This window comes from Bradyrhizobium genosp. L (assembly GCF_015624485.1).
Taxonomy (GTDB): Bacteria; Pseudomonadota; Alphaproteobacteria; order Rhizobiales; family Xanthobacteraceae; genus Bradyrhizobium.
The window spans coordinates 575,491-598,913 of the sequence record NZ_CP061378.1; the positions used below are offsets into that span (position 1 = coordinate 575,491).

The 23,423-nt window shown below is 64.5% G+C and carries 19 protein-coding genes; 12 read left to right on the forward strand and 7 right to left on the reverse strand.

Annotation, left to right across the window (positions count from 1 at the left end):
* The first annotated feature begins 142 nt into the window (after positions 1–142).
* Together IC762_RS02655 and IC762_RS02660 are read left to right on the forward strand one after the other, a co-directional pair.
* Entirely contained in the window at positions 143–985 is an 843-nt protein-coding gene (locus IC762_RS02655; protein ID WP_195787112.1) for an SDR family NAD(P)-dependent oxidoreductase, read from the forward strand.
* A 57-nt stretch (positions 986–1,042) separates the two neighbouring features.
* The gene (locus tag IC762_RS02660) at positions 1,043–2,065 is read left to right on the forward strand and encodes an adenylate/guanylate cyclase domain-containing protein (RefSeq protein ID WP_195787113.1); all 1,023 of its coding nucleotides are present in this window, start codon (positions 1,043–1,045) and stop codon (positions 2,063–2,065) included.
* A gap of 181 nt (positions 2,066–2,246) precedes the next feature.
* Here IC762_RS02660 and IC762_RS02665 read toward each other — a convergent pair whose 3' ends face one another.
* Positions 2,247–3,488 carry an LLM class flavin-dependent oxidoreductase gene (locus tag IC762_RS02665; RefSeq protein ID WP_195787114.1) on the reverse strand — a complete coding sequence of 414 codons (1,242 nt, stop codon included), beginning with the start codon at positions 3,486–3,488 and terminating at the stop codon, positions 2,247–2,249.
* A 303-nt stretch (positions 3,489–3,791) separates the two neighbouring features.
* On the opposite strand from IC762_RS02665, the gene IC762_RS02670 reads away from it, so the two are divergent.
* Together IC762_RS02670 and IC762_RS02675 are read left to right on the forward strand one after the other, a co-directional pair.
* Entirely contained in the window at positions 3,792–5,198 is a 1,407-nt protein-coding gene (locus IC762_RS02670) for an MFS transporter (RefSeq protein WP_195787115.1), read from the forward strand.
* 210 nt (positions 5,199–5,408) lie between these two features.
* The gene (locus IC762_RS02675; RefSeq protein WP_195787116.1) at positions 5,409–6,590 is read left to right on the forward strand and encodes an extracellular catalytic domain type 1 short-chain-length polyhydroxyalkanoate depolymerase; all 1,182 of its coding nucleotides are present in this window, start codon (positions 5,409–5,411) and stop codon (positions 6,588–6,590) included.
* 16 nt (positions 6,591–6,606) lie between these two features.
* On the opposite strand, the gene IC762_RS02680 is transcribed toward IC762_RS02675, so the two are convergent.
* Positions 6,607–7,287: an MBL fold metallo-hydrolase gene (locus IC762_RS02680; RefSeq protein ID WP_195787117.1), complete on the reverse strand. Its 681-nt coding sequence runs from the start codon at positions 7,285–7,287 to the stop codon at positions 6,607–6,609.
* A gap of 127 nt (positions 7,288–7,414) precedes the next feature.
* Between IC762_RS02680 and IC762_RS02685 the strand changes: the two genes are divergently transcribed.
* Positions 7,415–8,227 (forward strand): RMD1 family protein, encoded by an 813-nt coding sequence (locus IC762_RS02685; RefSeq protein WP_195787118.1) that lies wholly within the window; start codon positions 7,415–7,417, stop codon positions 8,225–8,227.
* Positions 8,228–8,354: 127 nt separating this feature from the next.
* The gene (locus IC762_RS02690) at positions 8,355–9,986 is read left to right on the forward strand and encodes an alpha-amylase family glycosyl hydrolase (protein ID WP_195787119.1); all 1,632 of its coding nucleotides are present in this window, start codon (positions 8,355–8,357) and stop codon (positions 9,984–9,986) included.
* Here IC762_RS02690 and IC762_RS02695 read toward each other — a convergent pair.
* Entirely contained in the window at positions 9,983–11,674 is a 1,692-nt protein-coding gene (locus tag IC762_RS02695) for an alpha-amylase family protein (RefSeq protein ID WP_195787120.1), read from the reverse strand. The two genes, IC762_RS02690 and IC762_RS02695, sit on opposite strands and share 4 nt — an antisense overlap.
* Before the next feature lie 120 nt (positions 11,675–11,794).
* Here IC762_RS02695 and IC762_RS02700 point away from each other — a divergent pair, with 120 nt between their 5' ends.
* Positions 11,795–12,277 carry an MmcB family DNA repair protein gene (locus IC762_RS02700; RefSeq protein ID WP_195787121.1) on the forward strand — a complete coding sequence of 161 codons (483 nt, stop codon included), beginning with the start codon at positions 11,795–11,797 and terminating at the stop codon, positions 12,275–12,277.
* 162 nt (positions 12,278–12,439) lie between these two features.
* Here IC762_RS02700 and IC762_RS02705 read toward each other — a convergent pair whose 3' ends face one another.
* Together IC762_RS02705 and IC762_RS02710 are read right to left on the reverse strand one after the other, a co-directional pair.
* Entirely contained in the window at positions 12,440–12,994 is a 555-nt protein-coding gene (locus IC762_RS02705) for an ActR/PrrA/RegA family redox response regulator transcription factor (protein ID WP_195787122.1), read from the reverse strand.
* Positions 12,995–13,108: 114 nt separating this feature from the next.
* Entirely contained in the window at positions 13,109–14,425 is a 1,317-nt protein-coding gene (locus IC762_RS02710) for an ActS/PrrB/RegB family redox-sensitive histidine kinase (RefSeq protein ID WP_195787123.1), read from the reverse strand.
* 204 nt (positions 14,426–14,629) lie between these two features.
* Between IC762_RS02710 and IC762_RS02715 the strand changes: the two genes are divergently transcribed.
* The 4 genes from IC762_RS02715 to IC762_RS02730 all read left to right on the forward strand — a co-directional run bounded on the left by IC762_RS02715 (position 14,630) and on the right by IC762_RS02730 (position 18,739).
* Positions 14,630–15,424: an ABC transporter ATP-binding protein gene (locus tag IC762_RS02715; RefSeq protein WP_195787124.1), complete on the forward strand. Its 795-nt coding sequence runs from the start codon at positions 14,630–14,632 to the stop codon at positions 15,422–15,424.
* Positions 15,421–16,245: an ABC transporter permease gene (locus IC762_RS02720; protein WP_195787125.1), complete on the forward strand. Its 825-nt coding sequence runs from the start codon at positions 15,421–15,423 to the stop codon at positions 16,243–16,245. Before IC762_RS02715 ends, IC762_RS02720 begins: the two co-directional genes overlap by 4 nt.
* A 127-nt stretch (positions 16,246–16,372) precedes the next feature.
* Positions 16,373–17,701: a polyhydroxyalkanoate depolymerase gene (locus IC762_RS02725; protein ID WP_195787126.1), complete on the forward strand. Its 1,329-nt coding sequence runs from the start codon at positions 16,373–16,375 to the stop codon at positions 17,699–17,701.
* 198 nt (positions 17,702–17,899) lie between these two features.
* Complete coding sequence (locus IC762_RS02730; protein ID WP_195787127.1) at positions 17,900–18,739, forward strand: M48 family metallopeptidase; 840 nt, start codon at positions 17,900–17,902, stop codon at positions 18,737–18,739.
* Between the two features lie 201 nt (positions 18,740–18,940).
* Here the strand turns inward: IC762_RS02730 and IC762_RS02735 are convergent, their stop codons facing one another.
* Positions 18,941–21,172, reverse strand: a complete 2,232-nt coding sequence (locus tag IC762_RS02735; RefSeq protein WP_195787128.1) for a transglycosylase domain-containing protein — start codon at positions 21,170–21,172, stop codon at positions 18,941–18,943.
* 140 nt (positions 21,173–21,312) lie between these two features.
* On the opposite strand from IC762_RS02735, the gene IC762_RS02740 reads away from it, so the two are divergent.
* Positions 21,313–21,738: a DUF1330 domain-containing protein gene (locus IC762_RS02740; protein ID WP_195787129.1), complete on the forward strand. Its 426-nt coding sequence runs from the start codon at positions 21,313–21,315 to the stop codon at positions 21,736–21,738.
* A 218-nt stretch (positions 21,739–21,956) separates the two neighbouring features.
* Here IC762_RS02740 and IC762_RS02745 read toward each other — a convergent pair whose 3' ends face one another.
* Positions 21,957–23,183, reverse strand: a complete 1,227-nt coding sequence (locus IC762_RS02745; protein WP_195787130.1) for an ABC transporter substrate-binding protein — start codon at positions 23,181–23,183, stop codon at positions 21,957–21,959.
* Positions 23,184–23,423 lie beyond the last annotated feature (240 nt).

The window sequence follows — 23,423 nt, forward strand, 5'->3', positions numbered from 1 at the left end:
AAGGCCGCTGCGACCGAAAAACCCCAGTTGTGTCCTTCTGGCCACAGGCGGACCTCGAAGCCCGCCAGCCGGTGTGAGCTTGCGTTGTCCGGAGCGGACGGGGAATATCCGTGCAGACCATCGACGTGGATGGGGGATCGGCATGGGACGGCTGGACGGCAAGGTCGCGGTGATCACCGGGGCGACCAGCGGCATCGGGCTGCGCACGGCGGAAGTGTTTGTCGCGGAGGGCGCGCGGATCGTGATCGCGGGCCGTCGCGCGGCGGAGGGCGAGGCGCTGGCGCAGCAGCTCGGGCCGGCTTGCGTGTTTCGCCAGACCGACGTCACGGTCGAGGACCAGATGCAGGCGCTGATCGCGCTCGCGGTCGAGACATTCGGCCGGATCGACTGCCTGTTCAACAATGCCGGCGGTCCGGCGCAGACCGGCGGCATCGAGGGCCTCGAGGTCGAGCGGTTCGACGCCGCGATGGCCACGCTGGTGCGCAGCGTGATGCTCGGCATGAAGCACGCCGCACCCTATATGCGCGAGCAAGGCTCCGGCAGCATCATCAACAATGGCAGCATCGCCGGCCGGCTCGCCGGGTTCTCGTCATCGATGGTCTATGGCGCGGCCAAGGCCGCCGTCGTTCACTTCACCAAATGCGTGGCGATGGAGCTCGGCGAATCCGGCATCCGCGTCAACTCGATCTCGCCCGGCGCGATCGCCACCGGCATCTTCGGCAAGGCGCTCGGGCTGCCGACCGAAGCCGCGGAGAAGACATCCGAAGTCATGCGCGAGGTCTACAAGGCGGCGCAGCCGATCCCGCGCGCCGGGCTGCCCGACGACATCGCGCACGCCGCGGTGTTCCTGGCGAGCGACGAATCGAGCTTCATCAACGGCCATGATCTCGTCGTCGACGGCGCCATCACCGGCGGCCGCAACTGGAGCCAGCAGCAGGCCGGCTATGTCGCGCTGCGCAAGGCATTCGATCGGGGAGGCGGTTAGCCGCCCCGGAATGACGGCACAACGGAATCAGCTTCGCTAACGCTGAGGGCGAGTAGAATGAACGCGAAGCTCGAGCGACAACTGCACTATCTCGTTGCGATCATCGTGGCCGGCGCGCTGGCGAGCATTGCGATCAATCTCGTGCAAGGCCGCCACACGGCGCCGCAATTGATCGCGGCACTTGCCTACGCCTTCGTGACCTGCGTGGTGATCGGGGGCATCGAGTTGTTCGTCCTGCAGGATTCGGAGCGGCTGCGCCGCCTGCCGCTCGTTGCCCTTCTTGCCGTCCGCAGCGCGGTCTATGCGGTTTTCATCATCGCGATCCAGTTGCTTCAGGTCGGCGAGCGCGCCGCCGGCTTGCAACTGCAGACGTCGATCGAGGACTTCTGGCGCAGCATCGCCTATTCGGCGGTGATTTCGGTGATCATGAATCTTGGATTCAGCATCGCCAATCTGATTGGTCCGCGCGTTTTCTTGAACTTCGTCTCCGGCCGCTACCATTCGCCGGTCGAGGAAAACCGCTTCGTGCTGTTCGTCGACATCGCGGGATCGACCGGGCTCGCCGAGCGGCTCGGCGGCATCGGCATTCACCGCTTTCTCGACCGCACCTTCCGCCTGCTGACGGAATCCGTGGTGGATTACCGCGGCGAGGTACTGAACTATATCGGCGACGAGGTCATCGTGACCTGGCCGGAGCAATCCGGCGCGCTCGATTGCCGCCCGCTCAAATGTTTCGTGGCGATGCGCCGCGCGCTCCAGAAGGCTGCGGCGCAGTTCGAGCGCGAGTTCGGCGCTGTGCCGCAGATCCGCGGCAGCCTGCATTTCGGATCGGTGATCGTCGGCGAGATCGGCGACGTCAAGCCGGCGATCGTGTTCAACGGCGACGTCATGAACACCGCGGCGCGGCTGGAGGAACTGAGCCGCAAGGTCGATGGCGGCTTCCTTGCCTCGCGTGCGGCGATGGCGCGCTTTGCATCGACACCGCCATTTCCGATGCAGGAGCTCGGCACGCTGCCGATCCGCGGCCGCGTCGACGGCATCGAGGTGGTCGGCATCGGCGCGGTGGCCGCGCCGGCGTGAGCCCACCTCCAACCACTTGTCGTCCCGGGCTTGACCCGGGACCCATAACCACAGGGTTGAGTTGTTAGTGCAGGCTGCGGCCCCAGCGCAGCAATGCAATAGCCTTCGGTGGTTATGGGTCCCTGCTTTCGCAGGGACGACAGTTGTGTTGTGGCAAGAGCGCTGCGAGGAGCAGATGCAGTCACGCCTTCTGCTTGGCCGCCGCCTTCTGCAGGTCCGGCGCGTTCACCGCGGGGATGGCGACGCGGCCGGGGCCGGTTTGCTGGAGCGCGGCGGCGGCCTTGTCGTTCTCCATGATCTTGGCCATCACGGCCTGGCCGGCGCGCTCGAACACCGCGCGGTTGTCGATCACGAATTGGCGCGACTTGCGCAGGCCGTCGATATAGCCGTTGATCTCCGGAATCACGTAGCGGGCGACCATGTCCCAGCTGCGGCGGGTGTTTTCCGGATTGGCCCAGTCGTGCACGAAGCCGATGATCGAGCCGACGCCGCCGGAGACGTCGACCAGGTTCTTGATCATCTTCACGAGATCGTCGGGCGTGCCGATCGTCGATGCCGCGCCTTCGACGAACGCGGTCTTGTCGACGGCCTCGTCCGGCGAGGCGAACGGCGACAGCCCCGGCCGCATCAGCGTGCCGACATTATATTCGTTGTGCCAGCGCATCAGGCCGGCGCCGGCCTCGCGCCGCGCCTGCTCGCGGCTCTCGGCGACGTGCCAGGACAGCAGCACGCGCCAGTTGGCGCGGCTGACCGTGGTGCCGGCCTTCTTCGCGGCGTCCTCGGCGAACTGCCATTGCTGCGGCAGCGCCATCAGGCCCTGCGTCGACATGGAGCCGAGCGAGATGATGCCGATGCCGTATTTGCCGGCGAGCGTCATGCCCGACGGCGAGATCTGGGAGGCGACCACGAACGGCATGTCCTCCTGCAGCGGCAACAGCTGCAGCGCGGCGTCATGCATCTCGAACCAGGCGGTCTTGGCGGTGACGCGCTCGCCGTTGAACAGACGGCGGATCACCGCGAGCGCCTCGTCCTGGCGGTCGCGCTGGGTCATCGGGTCGATGCCGAGCGTGTGGGCGTCGGAGGCGAGCGCGCCGGGGCCGGAGCCGAAAATCGCGCGGCCCCCGGTCATGTGGTCGAGCTGCACCATGCGCTGGGCGACGTTGAACGGATGATGGTAGGGCAGCGAGATCACGCCAGTGCCGAGCTTGATGCGCTTGGTGCGCTCGCCGGCGGCGGCCAGGAACATCTCCGGCGAGGCGATCATCTCCCAGCCCGAGGAATGGTGCTCGCCGCACCAGAATTCGTCGTAACCGAGCGCATCGAGCTGCTCGACGAAATCGAGGTCGCGGCGGAATTGCAGCATCGGATGCTCGCCGATCGGGTGATGCGGGGCGAGGAAGGCTCCGAATTTGAGGCGCGCCATGGGTCGTTCTCTCCGGCTTATTGTTGTTGCAGGGCTTGGCGTCAAACTACGGGGTGGGCCCGGGCATAGCAATGCTCCGGGCTTGCAGCGCCCGCATGGACGTTGCGCAAACCGGCGGTGCTTGCCGCCATCCGGAATGTTTTCCAGCGCGTCAACGCAAGTCGCGCGGTAGCGCGCCGGCCGGGCGAAGCCGGGATCCGGATGACGCAGCCGTGAGCACGCGCTTACGTCCGAGGTAATCGCAGCGATGACCACGATCTGCTGATGTCGGATGCAGCCAATTCTCCAGCAGGACCTTCCCGCATGCATCAGATCGTTTCGACACCGGTGGACGCATCCCGCCGCTGGTGGGTGCTCGCGATCGTCGTCGCCGCACAATTCATGTTCGGCGTCGATGCCTTCATCGTCAACGTCGCGATCCCGACGATCGCGGCGGAGCTGCGGGCGACGCCGGCGCAGATCGAGGCTGTCATCGCGATCTATCTGATCGGCTATGCCACGCTCGTGGTCACAGGCGGCCGGCTCGGCGACATCTACGGCACCAGGAACGTGTTCGTCGCGGGCGTCGCCGGCTTTTCGATCACCTCGCTGTGGTGCGGCCTGGCGCAATCCGGTCCCGAGCTGATCACCGCGCGGCTGGCGCAGGGGGCGACCGCGGCGCTGATGGTGCCGCAGGTGCTGGCCACGCTGCACCTGTTGTTCGCAGACGGCGCGCGGGCGCGGGCGTTCGGCATCTACGGCATCGTGCTGGGGCTCGCCGGCGCCGCCGGCTTCGTGCTCGGCGGCGTGCTGGTGACGCTCGATCTCGCCGGGCTCGGCTGGCGTGCGGTGTTCTTTGTCAACGTGCCCTGCGGCGCCGTCATCATCGTGGCCGCGCTGATGATCATGCCGATGGCGCCGCGTCGCCTCGGCACGCGGCTGGATATTCTGGGCGCGGTGGTGCTGTTCGCAGGCTTGTTGTGTCTGATCGGCCCGCTGCTGTTCGGGCGTGACCTCGACTGGGCGGCACCGGTTTGGCTGGTGATGGCAATCGGCATCGCGATCATCGCCGCGTTCCCGCGGCTGGAGCGTCGCGTCGCGCGCGGTGGCGGCATGCCGCTGATCGATCTCACGCTGCTCGCAGATGCGGCCTTCATGCGCGGCCTGGTCGCGGTGTTCTTCTTCTTCTTCGCCAATCTGTCGTTCTATCTGATCATGACCATGTTCATGCAGAAGGGCCTGCAGATCGCGCCGCTGCAGGCCGGACTGGTGTTCGTGCCGCTGACTTTGACGTTCGTGATTGCCTCGCGCCACAGCGGGGGGCGCGCGCGACATCGCGGCACGCTGGTGCTGCTCGAAGGCTGCGCCCTGCAGCTCGTCGGCCTTGCCGCGCTCGTTGCGACGATTCAAGCCACAGCAGCGCCGTCGGCGCTGCTGCTCGCGCTGGTGCTGATGATCTTCGGCTACGGCCAGGGGCTGGTGATGGCGCCGCTGTCGAGCGCGGTGCTCGCGAGTGTGAAGCCGGCGAGCGCCGGCGCCGGCTCCGGCATGTATGGCACGACGACACAGATCGGCAACGCGGCCGGCGTCGCCGCGATCGGCGCGATTTTCTTCGCGGTCGAGAGCGCGACGTCGGCACGCGTGGCGTTGTTCACGGCATGCGCATTGTTTGTGCTGTCGCTCTCGATTTCGGCCGCATTTCTGTCATGGATGCGCCGCGCTGAAGCATGAATCCGAAGCGATGCGGCGTGCTTTTCTCGAAAAGTTCACACCCAAACAAGGTGCTACGGCAACTATTTCGACCGGGACGCCGCGCGATCACGCGTTAACTCCGATTCTCACATTTCCGCGGGGAAAGACAGCACACAGTCTTTTCATTTCGCAGTGCAGCAATTATCTGATCGGGTGACACGGAAGACGAAATCACCCCAGGAGTTGCTGTTGTCACTCGTCAACAACGTCGAATTTCTGCGTCATCTGCCGAAGATGAACGCGTTTAGCGGCTTGGGCGCGCTCGCGCCGGCCGTGCCGACGCCGCTCGTCGAGACGACGGAATTCGGCGCCAACCCCGGCGATCTGAAGATGTTCTCCGTCGTGCCCGCGCAGCTCGCGCGGTCACCCGCACTTGTCGTCGTGCTGCACGGCTGCGGTCAGACAGCCGCGGGTTATGATCTCGGCGCCGGCTGGTCGACGCTCGCTGCGCATTACGGTTTTGCACTGTTGATGCCGGAGCAGCAGGCCGCCAACAATGGCAACACCTGTTTCAACTGGTTCAATCCGCAGGATATCGCGCGCGGCGAGGGCGAAGCCGCCTCGATCCGGCAGATGATCGCGCATATGGTCGCCGCGCACGACATCGATCCCAGGCGCATCTATGTGACCGGGCTGTCCGCCGGCGGCGCGATGGCCTCCGTCATGCTCGCGACTTATCCGGATGTGTTTGCAGGCGGCGCGATCGTCGCCGGCCTGCCGTTCGGCATCGCTGCCGATCTGCGCGAAGCGCTCCAGGCCATGATGCAGTCGACGACGCTGTCCGCGCCGGAGCTCGGCGATTTCGTGCGTCACGCTTCGAAGCACAAGGGTCCTTGGCCGAAGATTTCGGTGTGGCACGGCAGCGCCGACCGCACAGTCAGCCCCGCCAATGCGGACGCGATCGTCCGGCAGTGGCTCGATGTACACGGCCTGCCGCTGACCGCGATGTCGACGAGCGATGTCGACGGTTATCCTCGCGAGGTCTGGTGGAACGCCGACGGCGAGACGCTGGTCGAATCCTACAGCATCGTCGACATGGCGCATGGCACGCCGCTTGGGCTCGCCGCCAATGACGAGCGCTACGGAGTCGAGGGCGCGTTCCTGATCGAGGCCGGGATCTCCTCGTCCTATCAGATTGCCGAGTTCTTCGGCCTGACCGGTCAACTGCGTCAGCCGCAGATCGCGCCGACCGGAATCCCGCGCGAGCGCGCCGATACCGTCTCGATGACCCTCTCGGTGCCGTCGGCGGAGCCCGATGCCGGTGCAGTGTCGGGCGGGCGCAGCACCGTGCCGCAAGCGGCGCGCAGCAACCGCGTCGATGTCGGCCGCATCATCACGCGGGCGCTGACGGCCGCGGGACTGATCAAGTAGCGACGGGCCGCGCCTCTCACATCTCGCCGGTCAGGAACGGATTCGTCATCCGCTCCTGCCCGATGCTCGATCCCGCGCCATGGCCGCAGATGAAGCCGACATCGTCGCCGAGCGGCAGCAGCTTCTCCTTGATCGACTGGATCAGCATCGGATGACTGCCGCCGGGCAGGTCGGTACGCCCGACCGAACCGGCGAACAAGACGTCGCCGACATGGGCGAAGCGCAGCTCCTTGTTGAAGAACACCACGCTGCCGGGCGAATGGCCGGGGCAATGCAGGATGTCGAAGGTGAGGTCGCCGATCGAGACCTGGTCGCCCTCGTCGAGCCAGCGGTCGGGGCCGAAATTGCGCACGTCCGTCATGCCAAACCGCTCTCCGCTCGAGACGACGTTCTCGAGCAGGTACTTGTCCGCGATATGCGGACCTTCGATCTTGACCTGCAGCGCGTCGCGCAACTCCGCGGCGCCACCGACGTGATCGATATGGCCGTGGGTCAGCCAGATCTTCTCGACCGTCACGCCGGTCTGCTTGATCGCAGCCTGGATCTTCGGCACATCGCCGCCGGGGTCGATCACCACGGCCTTCTTGGTCGGCTCGTGCCAGATGATGGTGCAGTTCTGCTCGAACAGCGTTACCGGCACGATGATCGCGCCGGCTTTCGGTTTGTTCTCGGGTTTGGTTTCGGTTGTGTCATCCATGCGGTCACCATAGGCTTCCCAAAACGGCCGTCAACACGGGGCAGCGCGCAAGCACCCGGCGTGTGTTCCCAAAACAGACCATGATAGACTGATGACAGAACAATCGGTGCTCCCCGTTCGGATTGAGATGACCCAGGCTTCCAAATCGCCGCTTGCCGGGCCCCGCACCACTGCCCGCGCCTTTTTCGTCGCGGATCGCATCAGCACGTCCGGCCTGGAGCGCGGCGACGTCCTGGCCACGACGCCATTGGCGTTCCGCGTTAACGACAATGGCGTGGCGATCCTGTTTCGTTACGGCGTCGTCGTCCTGATCGGGCTCAACGCGCTGGAGGAGGACGAATTCCTGCGTAGCCTGCAATCGCGCATGACGGGTCAGTTCACCCGGCGCGAGGAGGAGATTGCGATCATCGAGCTGGCGCCCGAGAAGGACGACCAGATTCCGCCGGGCGGTCCGATCTATCTGCAGAGCCTGTCGCCGGAGCGGCTGATCCTGGTCGGCGAAGCGCTGGCCAAGAGCGTGGTGCTGGCGCGACACGAGCGCGAGGTCGCGGCCGTGTTCGACACCACCGAGCCATTCGCGCGCGGGCTCGCCAAGAATGGGCAGATCAGCGGCGGCCGCGTCGCGATCCTCAAGCACATCGGCAATGCATTGTCGGTCCGCCACCGTGTCGCCGGCCCGGTGGAGATCGCCGAGAAGCCGGACATCCTTTGGGACAAGCCGCAGCTCGAGCGGCTCTATTCCCGGCTCGAGGATGAATACGAGTTGAAGGAGCGGGCGGAATCCCTGAACCGCAAGCTCGCCGTCATCTCAGAGACCGCGCAGGTCCTGACCGACATCATCGACACCAGCCGCTCGCTGCGGCTGGAGCTGATCATCGTCTTCCTGATCCTGTTCGAGGTGCTGATCACGATCTATCAGCTCGCAATGTCGAGACATTGACGGCGAAAATCCCTGATTTCGCTGCGGTGCATCCGGGCTACGCGGCCATTTTTCCGTCCCGAATTGTGCGTCATCCCTGAACTGATCTGCGGGGCCTGGGCGTTGGGCCGCATGACGAGGGGAAGCGATGGATCACGACGACAGGGACTGGTGGCGGCACGGCATCTTCTATCAGGTCTATCCGCGCTCCTTTCAGGACAGCGACGGTGACGGCGTCGGCGATCTCAGGGGCATCATCACGCGGCTGCCCTATCTGACGCGGCTTGGCGTCGATGCGGTCTGGCTGTCGCCGATCTTCCCGTCGCCGATGGCCGATTTCGGCTACGACATCTCCGACTACACCGGCATCGATCCGTTGTTCGGGACGATGGAGGATTTCGACGAACTGGTTGCGGCCGCGCACGATGCCGGCCTCAAGCTGATCCTCGATCTGGTGCCGAACCACACCTCAGACCAGCATCCCTGGTTCATCGAAGCGAAGAGCGGGCGCGATGACCCGAAGCGCGATTGGTACATCTGGCGCGACGGCGCGCCCGACGGCGGTCCGCCCAACAACTGGCTGTCTGAATTCGGCGGCAGCGCCTGGGCCTATGACGAGGCCTCGGGCCAATATTATTATCACGCCTTCCTCGCCGAGCAGCCCGATCTCAACTGGCGCAATCCGCAGGTGCGGGAGGCGATCTACGAGGTGATGCGCTCCTGGCTGCGCAAGGGCGTCGACGGCTTCCGCGTCGACGTGATCTGGCACCTGATCAAGGACGCGGATTTCCGTGACAATCCGCCGAACCCGCATTATCGCGAGGGTCGGCCGCCGCATGAAAGGATTCTCACCCAATATTCGACGGATCAGCTCGAGGTGCACGAGGTCATCAGCGAGATGCGCCGCGTCACCGAGGAGTTCGACGGCCGGGTGCTGATCGGCGAGATCTATCTGCCGCTGCACCGGCTGGTCGCCTATTACGGCAACGATCTGCGCGGTGCGCAGATGCCGTTCAACTTCGCACTGCTGTCGACCTTGTGGAGCGCGCGCTCGGTCGAGAAGATCATCGCCGACTACGAGAAGGCGCTGCCGCCCGGCGCGTGGCCGAACTGGGTGCTCGGCAATCACGACCGGCCGCGGGTGGCGAGCCGGGTCGGGCCGGCGCAGGCGGGCGTCGCGGCGATGCTGCTGCTGACCTTGCGCGGCACACCGACGCTCTATTACGGCGACGAGATCGGCATGCGCCAGCTCACCATCGCGCCGGACCAGGTACGCGATCCCTTCGAGAAGAACGTGCCCGGCATCGGCGTCGGCCGCGACGGCTGCCGCACGCCGATGCAATGGAGCAGCGGGCGCAATGCCGGTTTCTCGATGGCAAAGCCGTGGCTGCCGCTGGCGCATGATTTCGCCGCCGACAACGTCGCGAGCCTCGAGGCGGAGCGGGCGTCGATCCTCAATCTCTACAAGGCGTTGATCGCGCTGCGCCGCGAGCTGCCGCAGCTCGTCCATGGCAGCTACGAGCCGGTGACGGCGCATGGCGACGTGCTGCTCTATCGCCGGCGCAGCGCGGCCGGCGCAATTGCGGTGATCGCGCTGAATTTCGGCGGTCAGCCCGCTGCGATCACCTCGAGCGCAATCGGCTTCAGCAACCAGATCCTGCTGTCGACCTTCATGGACCGCGAGGGCGAGAAGGTCGAAGGCATGCTCGATCTGCGCGCCAATGAGGGCGTGATCCTGGGGCCGCCGCGGGCAGGCTTGGAGCCGTCCCGGGAAGACTAACGTAGCGTGCGCGGCGTCTTGGTGTCGATGTCGCTGCGCTTGAGCAGATAGTCGAGCCCGCCCACCCGGTACCAGCGGTAGCCGTAGCCCTCGATCAGGAGCTTGTGGCGGCCGCGGTCGTCGGCGTGGCTGTGGTCCTCGCTCAGCAGGTTGATCAGATGCTCTCCGGCATCGTCAGGCAGTCCGACGGAGAAAGCGACCTCGCGCGGCTGCTCGGCGAGATTGTGGATGAACAGCACCGAGTTGTTGCGCCAGTCGTAGCGGACAATCAGTACCGCCGGATCGCGGGTTGCAATCACCTTGAAGTCGCCCCAGCCGACCTCGGGGACCTCCTTGCGCATCCGGATGACGCGTTCGGTCCAGTTCAGCAGCGAATTCGGGTCGCGCCGTTGCTTGGCCGCGTTGACGTGCTCATAGCCATACGCCCCCTTGTCGATCACCGGCAGGCATGGCCGATCGCTTTCGGTGAAGCCGGCGTGCGGTTCGGTCGACCACTGCATCGGCGTGCGCGCGCAGTGGCGTTCGGGCAGGGCAAGGTCATCGCCCATGCCGATCTCGTCGCCGTAGCGGATCACGGGCGTGCCGGGCAGCGTGCACATCAGGCTGTAGGCGAGCTCCAGCCGCCTGCGGTCGCCGCCCAGCATCGGCGCCAGACGGCGTCGGATGCCGCGGTCATAGAGTTGCATGCTCTTGTCTGGGCCGAACGCCTTGAACACCGTCTCGCGCTGCGCCTTGGTGAGGCGGCCGAGGTCGAGCTCATCATGGTTGCGGAGGAACAGGCCCCATTGCGCCGTTGCCGGCCGCGGCTTTGTCGCGACCAGCGCTTTTGCCAACGGCCGTGTATCGGCGGACGCCAGCGCGTAGAACAGATGCTGGTTGACATGGAAATTGAACATCATCTGCATCCGGTCGCCGTCGCGGCCGAAATACTCCATGTCGGTCTCGGGCAGCACGTTGGCTTCGGCCAGGATGATCGCATTGCCCTGGCGCCATTGCAGGAATTCGCGGAACGACCGCAGCATGTCGTATTGCTCGACCGGCTTGCGAACCGAAGCGCCCTTGGTCGCGATCACGAAAGGCACGGCGTCCATGCGGAAGCCGGAAACGCCGAGCTGGATCCAGAATCCCATGATCTTGAGGAGCTCGGCCTGGACATGCGGGTTTGATGTGTTGAGGTCGGGCTGGAAATCGTAGAAGCGGTGGAAGTACCAGGCGCCTGCCTTCTTGTCCCGCGTCCACGTCGATTTCTGCACGCCGGGAAACACCATGCCGGTATTGGCGTTGGCGGGCCGCTTGTCGGCCCAGACATACCAGTCGCGATAGGGCGAATCCTTTGCGCTGCGCGCCGATTGAAACCAGGCGTGCTGGTCCGAAGTGTGATTGACGACGAGGTCGATGATCACGCGCATGCCACGCTGCGCGCAGCCATGGGTGAATTCGACGAAATCGCCGAGCGTGCCGTAGCGCGGATCGACGCCGTAATAATCCGAGATATCGTAGCCGTCGTCCTTGCCGGGCGAGGGCTGAAACGGCATCAGCCAGATCGTGGTGATGCCGAGCCCGTGCAGATAGTCCAGCCGCCGCAGCAGGCCCCCGAAATCGCCGATGCCGTCGCCGTTGGCGTCCATGTAGGTGCCGACGGAGAGGCAGTAGATCACGCCGTTCTTGTACCAGAGGTCGTCGATCACCGGGCAGGTCCTCGCGGCCAGCCCAGGGGTGGCGGCCGTGAGATAAGCGGCGAGGCGGCGGCGGGTTCCGGCCGATTCCGGCGCTGCCGCTCGTGAATGGAATCGGCTAGTCTTGTCCGGATGGAATCGCCCGCCCGCCAGATCGCGCTCGTGCCCGCGCCCGACCGACGCCAGTCGGAGACCGCGCTCGCGATCGCGCGCGGTACCGCGAGGCTTCTGAGATCGCTGGGATTTTCCTGCATCAGCGAACTGCCGCTGCCGTCCGGCCGCAGGGCCGATCTGGTCGCGCTGAACGAGCGCGGCGAGATCTGGATCGTCGAGATCAAATCGTCGGTCGAGGATTTGCGTGCCGACCAGAAATGGCAGGACTACCGGATGCATTGCGACCGGCTGTTCTTCGCCTTCACGCAGGACCTGCCGTGCGAGATCTTTCCCGAAGACACCGGCCTGATCATCGCGGACGCCTACGGCGCGCATCTGCATTGCGAGGCGCCGGAACATCGCCTGCCGGCGGCAAGGCGCAAGGCGATGACGGTGCGTTTTGCGATGGCGGCCGCGCAGCGGATCAATCGGCTCGTCGACCCGCAGGGGCACGAGTTTTAGAAGCTGCTCTGCGTAGGGTGGGCAAAGGAGCGTCAGCGACGTGCCCACCACTCTCGGCGTACTCGTGATGGTGGGCACGCTCCGCTTTGCCCACCCTACGAAATATCAGAAACGCAAATGGCCGGGACGAGCCCGGCCATTACAAAGAAATATGAACTTTGCTTACCTCGGCGCGCGCTTCGCCAGGATGCGCTGCAAGGTACGCCGATGCATGTTGAGCCGGCGTGCAGTCTCCGAGACGTTGCGGTTGCACATCTCGTAGATGCGCTGGATGTGCTCCCAGCGGACGCGGTCGGCCGACATCGGATTGGTCGGCAGCTCGGACTTCTCGGTGCCGGTCGCCAGCAGTGCGGCCACCACGTCATCGGCGTCGGCGGGCTTCGAGAGATAGTCGACGGCGCCCATCTTCACCGCGGTGACCGCGGTGGCGATGTTGCCATAGCCGGTCAGCACGATCGCGCGCGCGTCGGGGCGCTTGCGCTTCAGCGCCGAGACGACATCGAGGCCATTGCCGTCGCCGAGCCTGAGGTCGACGACCGCAAAGGCGGGCGCGGCGCGGCCGATCTCGGCGAGGCCGTCGGACACCGTGTCGCATGACTTCACCGCGAAGCCCCGCGTCTCCATGGCGCGCGACAGGCGCTCCAGGAACGGCTTGTCGTCCTCGACGATGAGAAGCGACTTGTCGGCGTGGTCATTCAGTTCAGCGATGGCGTTCACGGTCCATTTTTCCCTGTGGCAGACCCCAAACATATGGGGGCCTAGTGCGGCGCTGCCAAGGCAGCCAAAAGTCGTGGTGGCTGCATCCGATATGCCAGCGACTGAGAACCGTTCTTAAGATGCGGGCTCGTTCGTCTCGTCCTCGAAACGTTCGCGCGGCCAGACGATCTGCACCACGGCGCCGTGATCGGGAAAGATGCGATTGGTAAACGAGACTTTTGCGCCGGTGCGTTCCAGCAGCGTTCGTGCGATGAAAACCCCAAGACCGAGGCCGCCGCGGTCATTTTGCGCCTCATCCACGGCTTTCCGCCGCGACAAATACGGTTCGCCGATCCGCTTCAGCATGTCGGGCGCGATTCCCGGGCCGTCGTCGGAGATCACGATCTCGACGGTTTCTGCATTCCACCAGGCATTCACCTCAACGGTCTGATGCGCGAAATCGACGGCATTTTCCAGGATGTTGCCGACGCCATAGAGGATCGCCGGATTGCGCGCGACGACCGGCTCGGACGTGGCTGCGACAGCAAGCCGCACCTTGATGTTGACGCCGAAGTCGCGATGCGGCGCCACCGACTCCTCGATCAGGGTCGACAGCTTCATGTTGTCGAACGGCGCGCCGCTCGCGGACAGTTGCGCGATCTTGCTCAGGATGTCGCGGCAGCGCTGCGCCTGCTCGCGCACGGTCTTGAGGTCGCCGGCGATAGCCGGATCATGCACCGTCTTCTCGAGCTCGCGCGAGATCAGGAAGATCGTCGACAGCGGCGTGCCGAGTTCGTGCGCGGCAGCGGCGGCGAGACCGTCGAGCTGGGTCAGATGCTGTTCGCGCGTCAGCACCAGTTCGGTCGCGGCCAGCGCATTGGAGAGCTGGCGCGATTCCTCCGTCACCTGGAAGGCATAGAGGCTGGTGACGCCGATCGCGAGCAGGATCGAGAGCCAGACGCCGACCAGGTAGATCGGCGGGAGCACCAGCGGGTCGTCGCCATCCCATGGCAACGGCAGATGATAGAAGAACAGCGCCGAGGCCGAGGCGACCGCGAGGCAGCCGAGCGCGATGGTGAGCCGGATCGGCAGCACGGTCGCCGAGATCAGCACCGGCGCCAGGAACAGGAACGAGAACGGGTTCTGCAGGCCGCCGGTGAAATAGAGCAACCCGCCGAGCTCGACGATGTTGAGCGCGAGCAGCGCCGCCGCATAGGACGGCTCCAGCCGCTGCATCGGGTTGAAGGCGATCTGCAGCGCCAGATTGAGCATCGCCGAAAAGGCGACGATGCAGACGCACTCCACGATCGGGAGGTCGAATTCCAGCCCCTGGGCCACGACGAAGATCGCGACGAGCTGGCCGAGCGCGGCGAGCCAGCGCAGCCGCAGGATCGTATCCAGGCGGACCGAGCTGCGGGGCTGGCGAAAATCGGAGGCGACGACGTCGGTCATGTCAGGACTTTAACTGTGCCGTGGGCGGCGCACAAATTGGCGAACAGAAGCGTTTTCGAGCGAAGTGGATACCGGTTCGCGTCAACAAAACGCGTCGAAACGACAATCCAGAGCGCCGATCCGATTCTACCGGATCGGGGCTCTAACCCAGGATTTCGGTGCAAGCCTTGCGCTTATTGTCGCAATGGCTCAATTAACGGCCACATGCAGCAGAGTGAGACAGGTCAGGGGCAAACCCCCGCCGCCGATCCGAGCGGACCGGCGGCGATCGATGTCGCGCATCTGGTCAAGCTCTACAAGACGACGCGCGCGGTCGACGACATCTCGTTCCGCATTGCGCGCGGCAGCATCACCGGCCTGCTCGGCGGCAATGGCGCCGGCAAGACCACGACGATCGCGATGATCATGGGCCTGGTGCTGCCGACCTCAGGCACCGTCCAGGTGCTCGGCGCAAAAATCCCCGAGCAGCGCTATGCCGTGCTCGGCCGGATGAACTTCGAGAGCCCCTATGTCGATATGCCGATGCGGCTCACGGTGCGGCAGAACCTCACCACATTCGGACGCCTGTATTCCGTCAGGCATCTGCGCAAGCGGATCGAGCAGCTCGCCGCCGACCTCGATCTCGGGGATTTTCTCGATCGTGCCAACGGCAAGCTCTCGGCCGGACAGAAGACCCGGGTCGCGCTGGCCAAGGCGCTGATCAACGAGCCGGACCTGCTGCTGCTGGACGAGCCGACCGCCTCGCTCGATCCTGACACCGCCGATTGGGTGCGGCAGCATCTGGAGACTTACCGCAAGACCCACAATGCGACGATCCTGCTTGCGTCGCACAACATGCTGGAGGTCGAGCGTTTGTGCGACCGCGTCATCATCATGAAGCGCGGCAAGATCGAGGACGACGACAGTCCCGAGGCGATCATGGCGCGCTACAACCGCGACACGATGGAGGAGGTGTTCCTCGACGTCGCGCGCGGCCGGGTGCGGGAGGGCGCACCATGAGCGAGATCGTCAGCCATCAAGCGCGCGGCATCTCGCTGCATCGCATCAGTGCGATGGTGCTGCGCTATTGGTATCTCCTGATGTCGTCCTGGCCGCGGCTGCTGGAGCTCGTGTACTGGCCGGCGCTGCAGATCATCACCTGGGGCTTCCTGCAGAATTACATCGCACAGGCCTCGGGGTTCTTTGCCAAAGCGGGCGGCACGCTGATCGGCGCCGTCATCCTGTGGGACATCCTGTTCCGCGGCCAGCTAGGCTTCTCGATCTCGTTCCTGGAAGAGATGTGGGCGCGCAATCTCGGCAACCTGATGATGAGCCCGCTGAAGCCGATCGAGCTGTTGCTCTCGCTGATGATCATGAGCCTGGTCCGGCTCGCCATCGGCGTGATCCCGATGACGCTGATGGCGCTGTTCTTTTTCGGCTTCAACTTCTACGCCATCGGGCTGCCGCTGATCGCCTTCTTCTGCAATCTGATCTTCACCAGCTGGTCGGTCGGCGTGTTCGCCTCCGGCCTCGTGCTGCGCAACGGATTGGGCGCCGAAAGCATCGTCTGGACGCTGATGTTCGCCGTGATGCCGCTCGCGTGCATCTATTATCCGGTCGCCGTGCTGCCGGCCTGGCTGCAATATGTCGCCTGGGCGTTGCCGCCGACCTATGTGTTCGAAGGCATGCGGTCGCTGTTGATTGATCACGTCTTCCGCGCCGACCTGATGCTGTGGGCACTCGTCATCAACGCGATCCTGTTCGCTGCCTCTTTTGCGATCTTCCTTGCCCTTTTGCAGAGCGCCAAGCGCCACGGTTCGCTGCTCTCGGGTGGTGAATAAATGTCACTTTCACGTGGATTCACGGTGTTTTAGCCGGCCACGGCCCCCAAATTCGGTGAGCGGCGCATTGACGCATTGTTACGCAGTTGACAGTATGCTGCGGCGCAAAACAGGGGTCTGAAACGAAATGCCCATCGGTGAATTTGGCGGCGTCCCGCCACTGGCGACAGACGGCGGTCCGGCACTCACGACGCCGTTGTACTGGATGTACGAGATGGCGCAGGCCTCGCTCAATCCGGCGCGCGCGGTGACCGACGCCACCAAGATCCTGTTTCAGAATCCGCTCAATCCCTGGACCCACACCCAGTTCGGCAAATCGGTCGCGGCGGCCTGCGAGGTGTTCGAGCGCACCACCCGCCGCTACGGCAAGCCGGAATGGAACCTGCCCACGACCGAGGTCAACGGCGTCCGTACCGCGGTCGAGGTTCGCTCGATCTGGGAGAAGCCGTTCTGCCGTCTGCTGCATTTCGATCGCAAGCTGACCCGGCCGTTGCGCTCACCGCAGCCGCGGGTGCTGATCGTCGCGCCGATGTCGGGCCACTATGCGACGCTGCTGCGCGGCACGGTCGAAGCGTTCCTGCCGACGCATGAGGTCTACATCACCGACTGGGCCGATGCGCGCATGGTGCCGCTCGCCGCCGGCCGCTTCGATCTCGAGGACTATGTCGACTATCTGATCGAGATGCTGCACGCGCTCGGCGGCAACATGCACATCATCGCGGTGTGTCAGCCTTCGGTGCCGGTCGTCGCGGCGGTTTCCGTGATGGAGGCCAACAACGACCCGTTCGTGCCGTTGTCGATGACGCTGATGGGCGGCCCGATCGACACCAGGCGCAATCCGACCGCGGTCAACAACCTCGCCGCGGAGCGCGGCATCGACTGGTTCCGCAACAATGTCATCACCAAGGTGCCGTTCCCGCATGCCGGCGTGATGCGCGACGTCTATCCGGGATTCCTGCAGCTCAACGGCTTCATCAGCATGAATCTCGACCGCCACATGGACGCGCACAAGGCGCTGTTCTCCAACCTGGTGAAGGGCGACGGCGATCTCGTCGACAAGCACCGCGAATTCTACGACGAATATCTCGCCGTGATGGACCTCACCGCGGAGTATTATCTGCAGACGGTCGACCTCGTGTTCGTCAAGCACGCGCTGCCGAAGGGCGAGATGACCCATCGCGGCAAGCCGGTCGATCCCTCAAAAATCCGCCGTGTCGCGCTGATGACGGTGGAAGGCGAGAAGGACGACATCTCCGGTCTCGGCCAGACCGAGGCAACGCACGGCCTCTGCACCTCGATTCCCAACCATCGCCGCGTGCATTACGTGCAGAAGGGCGTCGGGCATTACGGCGTGTTCAACGGGTCGCGGTTCCGCTCCGAAATCGTGCCGCGGATCTCCGATTTCATGGTCTCGGCGGCAAATACGCGGCTTTCGCTGGTCGCTGCGGCCGAATAAGTATCGTTTCGGCAAGGATTTCGGCGGTTGCATAAGTCGCTGATTTAGCTCAAAAATTCTCAAATCAGGCAAAGCGCAAGGGGTGAATTTATTTTCATCTCTTGCGCCTTATTCTCAGTCCTGATTCACTCAAAAAAAATCGGTTCCGACCCCAGCCGGTAGAGGTTCAGAAACCGCCAGCCCCTGTATATTGGGCAAATGATTTGTTTTTGCGCCGAGCGATTTCCCTTTCGGTGGATGTGGCAGACTTCGGGCGAACTCCTACTCCCCGGACTCTCAGAAATGGCTACTCGCGCGCTCCTCTATCGGCGGCCTGCCGAACCCTCGACTCTTTTGGTCCGCCACGGCTCCCAGTTCTTCACCATTCGGCTGCGTCGGCACAGGCGCGCGCGCCGTTATACGCTGCGGATACATCCGACCGACCGCGAAGCGATCCTCACCATGCCGCCGCGCGGCACGATCGCTGAAGCCAAGGAGTTCGCGCACCTGCATGGCGGCTGGATTGCCGCTCGTCTCGGCCGATTGCCGAAGGCCGCGCCGTTCCAGCCTGGCACGGTGGTGCCGTTGCGCGGCGTTCCGCATCGTCTGGTGCATCGCGCCGGCGAGCGCGGCACGGTCTGGACCGAGACGCGCGACAGCGGCGAGAAGATTCTATGCGTCGCCGGCGGCGTCGAGCACATGGATCGTCGGGTGCACGACTTCCTCAAGCGCGAGGCGCGCAAGGATCTGCAGAAGGCGGCGCAGCTCTATGCCGCGGAACTCAATGTGCGAGTGCGCCGGGTCTCGATCCGCGACCAGTCCAGCCGCTGGGGCTCCTGCACCTCGGCCGGCTCGCTGTCGTTCTCCTGGCGCCTGATCCTCGCGCCGCCGTTCGTGCTCGATTACCTCGCCGCCCACGAAGTCGCGCATCTCGTCGAGATGAACCACTCGGCGCGGTTCTGGCGGGTGGTCGACAAGGTCTGCGCATCGGTGACGCGCGCCAAGAACTGGCTCGACACCCACGGCAACGACCTGCACCGCTACGGGATCCAGGAGTAGCGGGCGTAGGATGGGTAGAGCGCAGCGAAACCCATCATCGTCGCTTCCACGGCAGCAATCGATGGGGATCGCTGCGCTCCACCCATCCTACGGATCGCGCTAGAGCCTTTCCCGTTCCGATGGAATCGGAACGGGGCTCTAGGTTTTTGTTTTGACGCGTTTTCTTCACGCGAACCGGTTTCCACTTCGCTCGAAAACGCTCTAGCGGAATAGCCGATCAACCAGCCAGCCATCCAATCCCGCAGCCGCCTCCGGCCGTGCGTTCGGGTTCGGCGGTTGCGCCGAGGTGCGCACCGGAGGTGGCTGCCGATAATAGCCGCCGCCCGATGGCGCCGGCGGCGGCGCCTGCATCTGCATTTGGGGTTGCGTTTGCGTCGGCGCGGACGGCGGGCTGATCTGCGACGAGATCTGCATCAGGTTCGCCGGTCCCCAATTGCCTTGCGAATTCGGGATCGCCACGACCGGCACGCCCTGATGCGCGGCCTTCATGAACCGGGTCCACACTTCCACCGGCAGCCCGCCGCCGGTCGCCTTCTTGGTCGGCGAGTTGTCGTCATTGCCGAGCCAGACGCCGGTGACGAGATGGCCGGTGTAGCCGATGAACCAGGCGTCGCGATAATCCTGGCTGGTGCCGGTCTTGCCGGCGGCGGTCCAGCCGGGGATCTCCGCCTTGCGCGCGGTGCCCGAGATCAAGGTCTCGCGCATCATGCTGTTCATCATCGCGTCATAGCGCGGCTCGATCACCTGGTTCGGCGGATCGGTCGGACGATCGTAGAGCAGCTTGCCCGAGCTGGTGCGGATCTTGGTGATCACATGCGGCGACACGGCGAACCCGCCATTGGCGAACGGCGTATAGGCGCCGACCATCTCGAGGACGGAGACTTCGGAGGTGCCGAGCGCGATCGAGACGTTGGGTTCGAGCTTGGAGGAGATGCCGAGCCGGTGCGCGGTGCGCACCACATTTTTAGCGCCGACCTCGACACCGAGCCGCACCGCGACCGTGTTCAGCGACATCGCGAGCGCCTGGGTCAGCGTCACCGAGCCGAAATATTCGTGGGTGTAGTTCTCCGGCTTCCAGCCCTTGATGTCGAGCGGGCCGTCGGTGCGAATGGTGTCCGGCGTCAGCCCTGACTCGACCGCGGTCAGATAGACGAACGGCTTGAACGATGAGCCGGGCTGCCGCTTGGCGGTCACCGCGCGGTTATACTGGCTCTCGGCATAGTTCCGGCCGCCGACCATGGCGCGCACCGCGCCGTCGGGCGACATCGCCACCAGCGCGCCCTGGCTGACATTGAATTTCACGCTCTTGGCGGCGAGTTCGTCGATCACGGCGGCCTCCGCCATGTTTTGCAGCTTCGGATCGATGGTGGTCTGCACCGTGATGTCCTGGTCGATCTGGCCGACCAGATCGTCGAGCACCTCGCCGATCCAGTCGGCGACATAGTTCACGGTGCCGGCGCCGGCCGGCTTCACGGCGATCGAGGCCTGGCCGGTCGAGGCCTTGGCCTGCGCTTCGGTAATGAACTTGGCATCCACCATCGCTGCCAGCACGATTTGCGCGCGCTGCTCGGCGCCCTCCGGATTGCGGTTCGGTGCAAGACGCGACGGCGACTTGACGAGACCCGCGAGCATCGCGGCCTCGGCGATGGTCACGTTCTTCGCCGACTTGCCGAAATAGCGCTGCGCCGCCGCCTCGACGCCATAGGCGCCGGAACCGAAATAGACGCGGTTGAGATAGAGCTCGAGGATCTCGTCCTTGGAGTGTTTGCGCTCCAGCCACAGCGCGAGCTCGGCCTCCTGCAGCTTGCGCTGCATGGTGCGCTCCTGGGTCAGGAACAGGTTCTTGGCGAGCTGCTGCGTCAGGGTCGAGCCGCCCTGCGAGACGCCGTGATGCAAAAGGTTGGTCACAGCCGCGCGCAGGATGCCGACGGGATCGACGCCGAAATGCGAATAGAAGCGGCGATCCTCAATGGCGATGAACGCTTTCGGTAGATAGGGCGGCAGGTCCTTTAGCGCGACATTGGCGCCGGCCATTTCGCCGCGCTGCGCCAGCACGCTGCCGTCGAGGCCGACGATCTGGATCGTCGGCGGGCGTTTGGGGATTTCCAGCGACTGGATCGGCGGCAGATGCGCGCCGACCCACACCACGACACCGATCACGGCGATGCAGGCCCACAGCCCGAGCACCGCGGTCCAGTAGAACAGCCGGCCGATGCCGAAGCCGCGTGATTTGCCGCGGCGCTTGCCGCTGCTCTTTGCGGGCCGCGGCTTCTCGCCGCCGGACTCGCTGCTTTTCGATTTGGATTTGGCCGGCTTGTCGTCGTCGCCGCCGGGAATGCGATCGGCAACCGACAGCCTGAGGTCGGCAAGCGCGGCCGGAAGCCCGAACAGCGGCTCCTTGCGCGCACCGCCCTTTTTGTTTCCCCACGCCATCCGCAACGCTCACACCCTGATCGGGCCGCACGCTAGCGTTCCCGGTTTAAGGGGCGGTTACGCAAAGCTTAACGCGGGATTAGGAGGTTGGGCGGTGCGTGCTAAATAACAACGGACCCGACAACAAAAGGAGCCTTCGCATGGGCCATATCGATCCGACCAAGGACGTCTTCGCACAGTTCCGGGACAACAACCGGCCGGGACCGATCCACATGCTCAACCTCGTCCGCCTGCGGGAGCACGCCGCCTATCCGGACGGCCGCAAGGCGAGCGGCGCGGAAGCCTATGCGGCCTATGGCCGCGAGAGTGGCCCGGTGTTCGAGCGGCTCGGCGGCCGCATCGTCTGGCAAGGCCGCTTCGAGTTGATGCTGATCGGCCCCGAGGCCGAGCGCTGGGACCACTGCTTCATCGCCGAATACCCAAGCGTCGCCGCTTTCGTCGAGATGATCCGCGATCCGGTCTATCGCGAGGCCGTCAAGCACCGCCAGGCCGGCGTGGAGGATTCGCGGCTGATCCGGCATGCGGTGCTGCCCGTCGGGAAGACGTTTGGGGAGATTCCTAGATAGCTGCGCTCAAAGCCACGAGCACTCTCCATCCCCGTCATCCTGAGGTGCGAGCGGAGCGAGCCTCGAAGGATGAAATCGGCCCCACTTGTGGCCGTCGACCCTTCGAGGCTCGCTTCGCGAGCGCCTCAGGGTGACGGGGATAGATTTGAATGTGCGTATCCAAACAAAATCGGCGGCCCTAAGGCCGCCGATCGCATCTCAAATCCAGCAAAAAACCACTAACCCGCCGGACCCGCATCCTCCAGAATCGGGCCGAACAGTTCCCAGCGCTCGCCGTTGAACTTCATCATCTGCAACTGCTTGTTGACGCGGTAGTCGTTCGGCGAGGTGTTGCCCTTGATGCCGGGCAGCGCCATGTCGAGCTCGACATTCTTCAGGTTGGTGGCCTGTTTCAGCACGTTCTCGCGCGTCAACTCGTCGCCGCACTGCTTCAGCACGTGCACCATCAGCTGCGCGGTCGAATAGCCGTAGGTGTTGAAGTTCGAGTTCTTGTCGCCGTCGGGATAGTACTTGGCCATGAAGTCGAAATAGCGCTTCATGCCGGCATCATCCTTCCACTGCGGGTCGGCCGGATCCTTGCCGTAGTTGGTCGAGATCAGGCCCTTGGCGGCTTCGAGACCTGCCGGCTGCAGCACGGCGCCGACCGACGTGGCGTTGATGTCGACGATCTGGACCGGATGCCATCCGAGTTCGAAGATTTTCTTGATCCCTTGCGCAGCCTGCTTCGGCGTCGTCGCCGAGAAGAACAGGTCGGCTCCGGAATCCTTGATCTTGATGATCTGCGAATCCACCGTCGGATCGGAGACTTCGTAGGAAGCTTCCGACACCACCATCTTGGCGGCCTTGTCGCCGAGGCCGGCCTTGAGGCCGTTCAGATAGTCCTTGCCGAGGTCGTCGTTCTGGTAGAGCACGCCGATCTTGGCATTGGGGTGCTCCTTCAGGATGTACTGGCCGTAGATGCGGCCTTCGACGAAGTAGTTCGGATTGAAGCCGAGCGTCCAGGGGAAGTTCTTCGGATCGGTGAACTTCGAGGCGCCGGTGGCGGCGAACAGCTGCGGGACCTTCTTGGCGTTGAGATATTTCTGTACCGCGGCGTTCGACGGCGTGCCGACGATCTGGAACGTCAGCAGCACCTCGTCGCTCTCGACCAGCTTGCGCACCTGCTCGACCGCCTTGGGCGGCGAATAGGCGTCGTCATATTGAATGAGGTTGATCTTGCGGCCGTTCACGCCGCCCTGGTCGTTGATCATCTTGAAATAGGCCGCCTGGGTCTTGCCGATCGAGGCATAGGCGGAGGCCGGTCCGGAGAACGGGACGGTCTGGCCGATCTTGATTTCGGTATCGCTCGCGCCGGGATCGTATTTCTTCTGCGCGAAGGCCGACGTCGCGGATAGCGCCATTGCGAGCGCCGTTGCGGTGGCCAGATGGAAAATCCCATTCCTCATACTGCTGCTTCCTCACGTGATTAATGGTTCGCCGATGATCTTGTCGCGGGTTCACACCCCCGCAGCCGCCATCGATTGGGCCGGGATACTGGAGGAACCGTTGCTGCGATGCAAGACGAACGGTGCTGAAAAGACGAGCGATTTCAATCAACGAAAGTAGGGGGCGGTGCGGAAAGGAAGGTGACGCGGTTTCTGATCCTGCTGCGTCGTAATCCCGGCACTATTCGGCGTCGTCCTGGC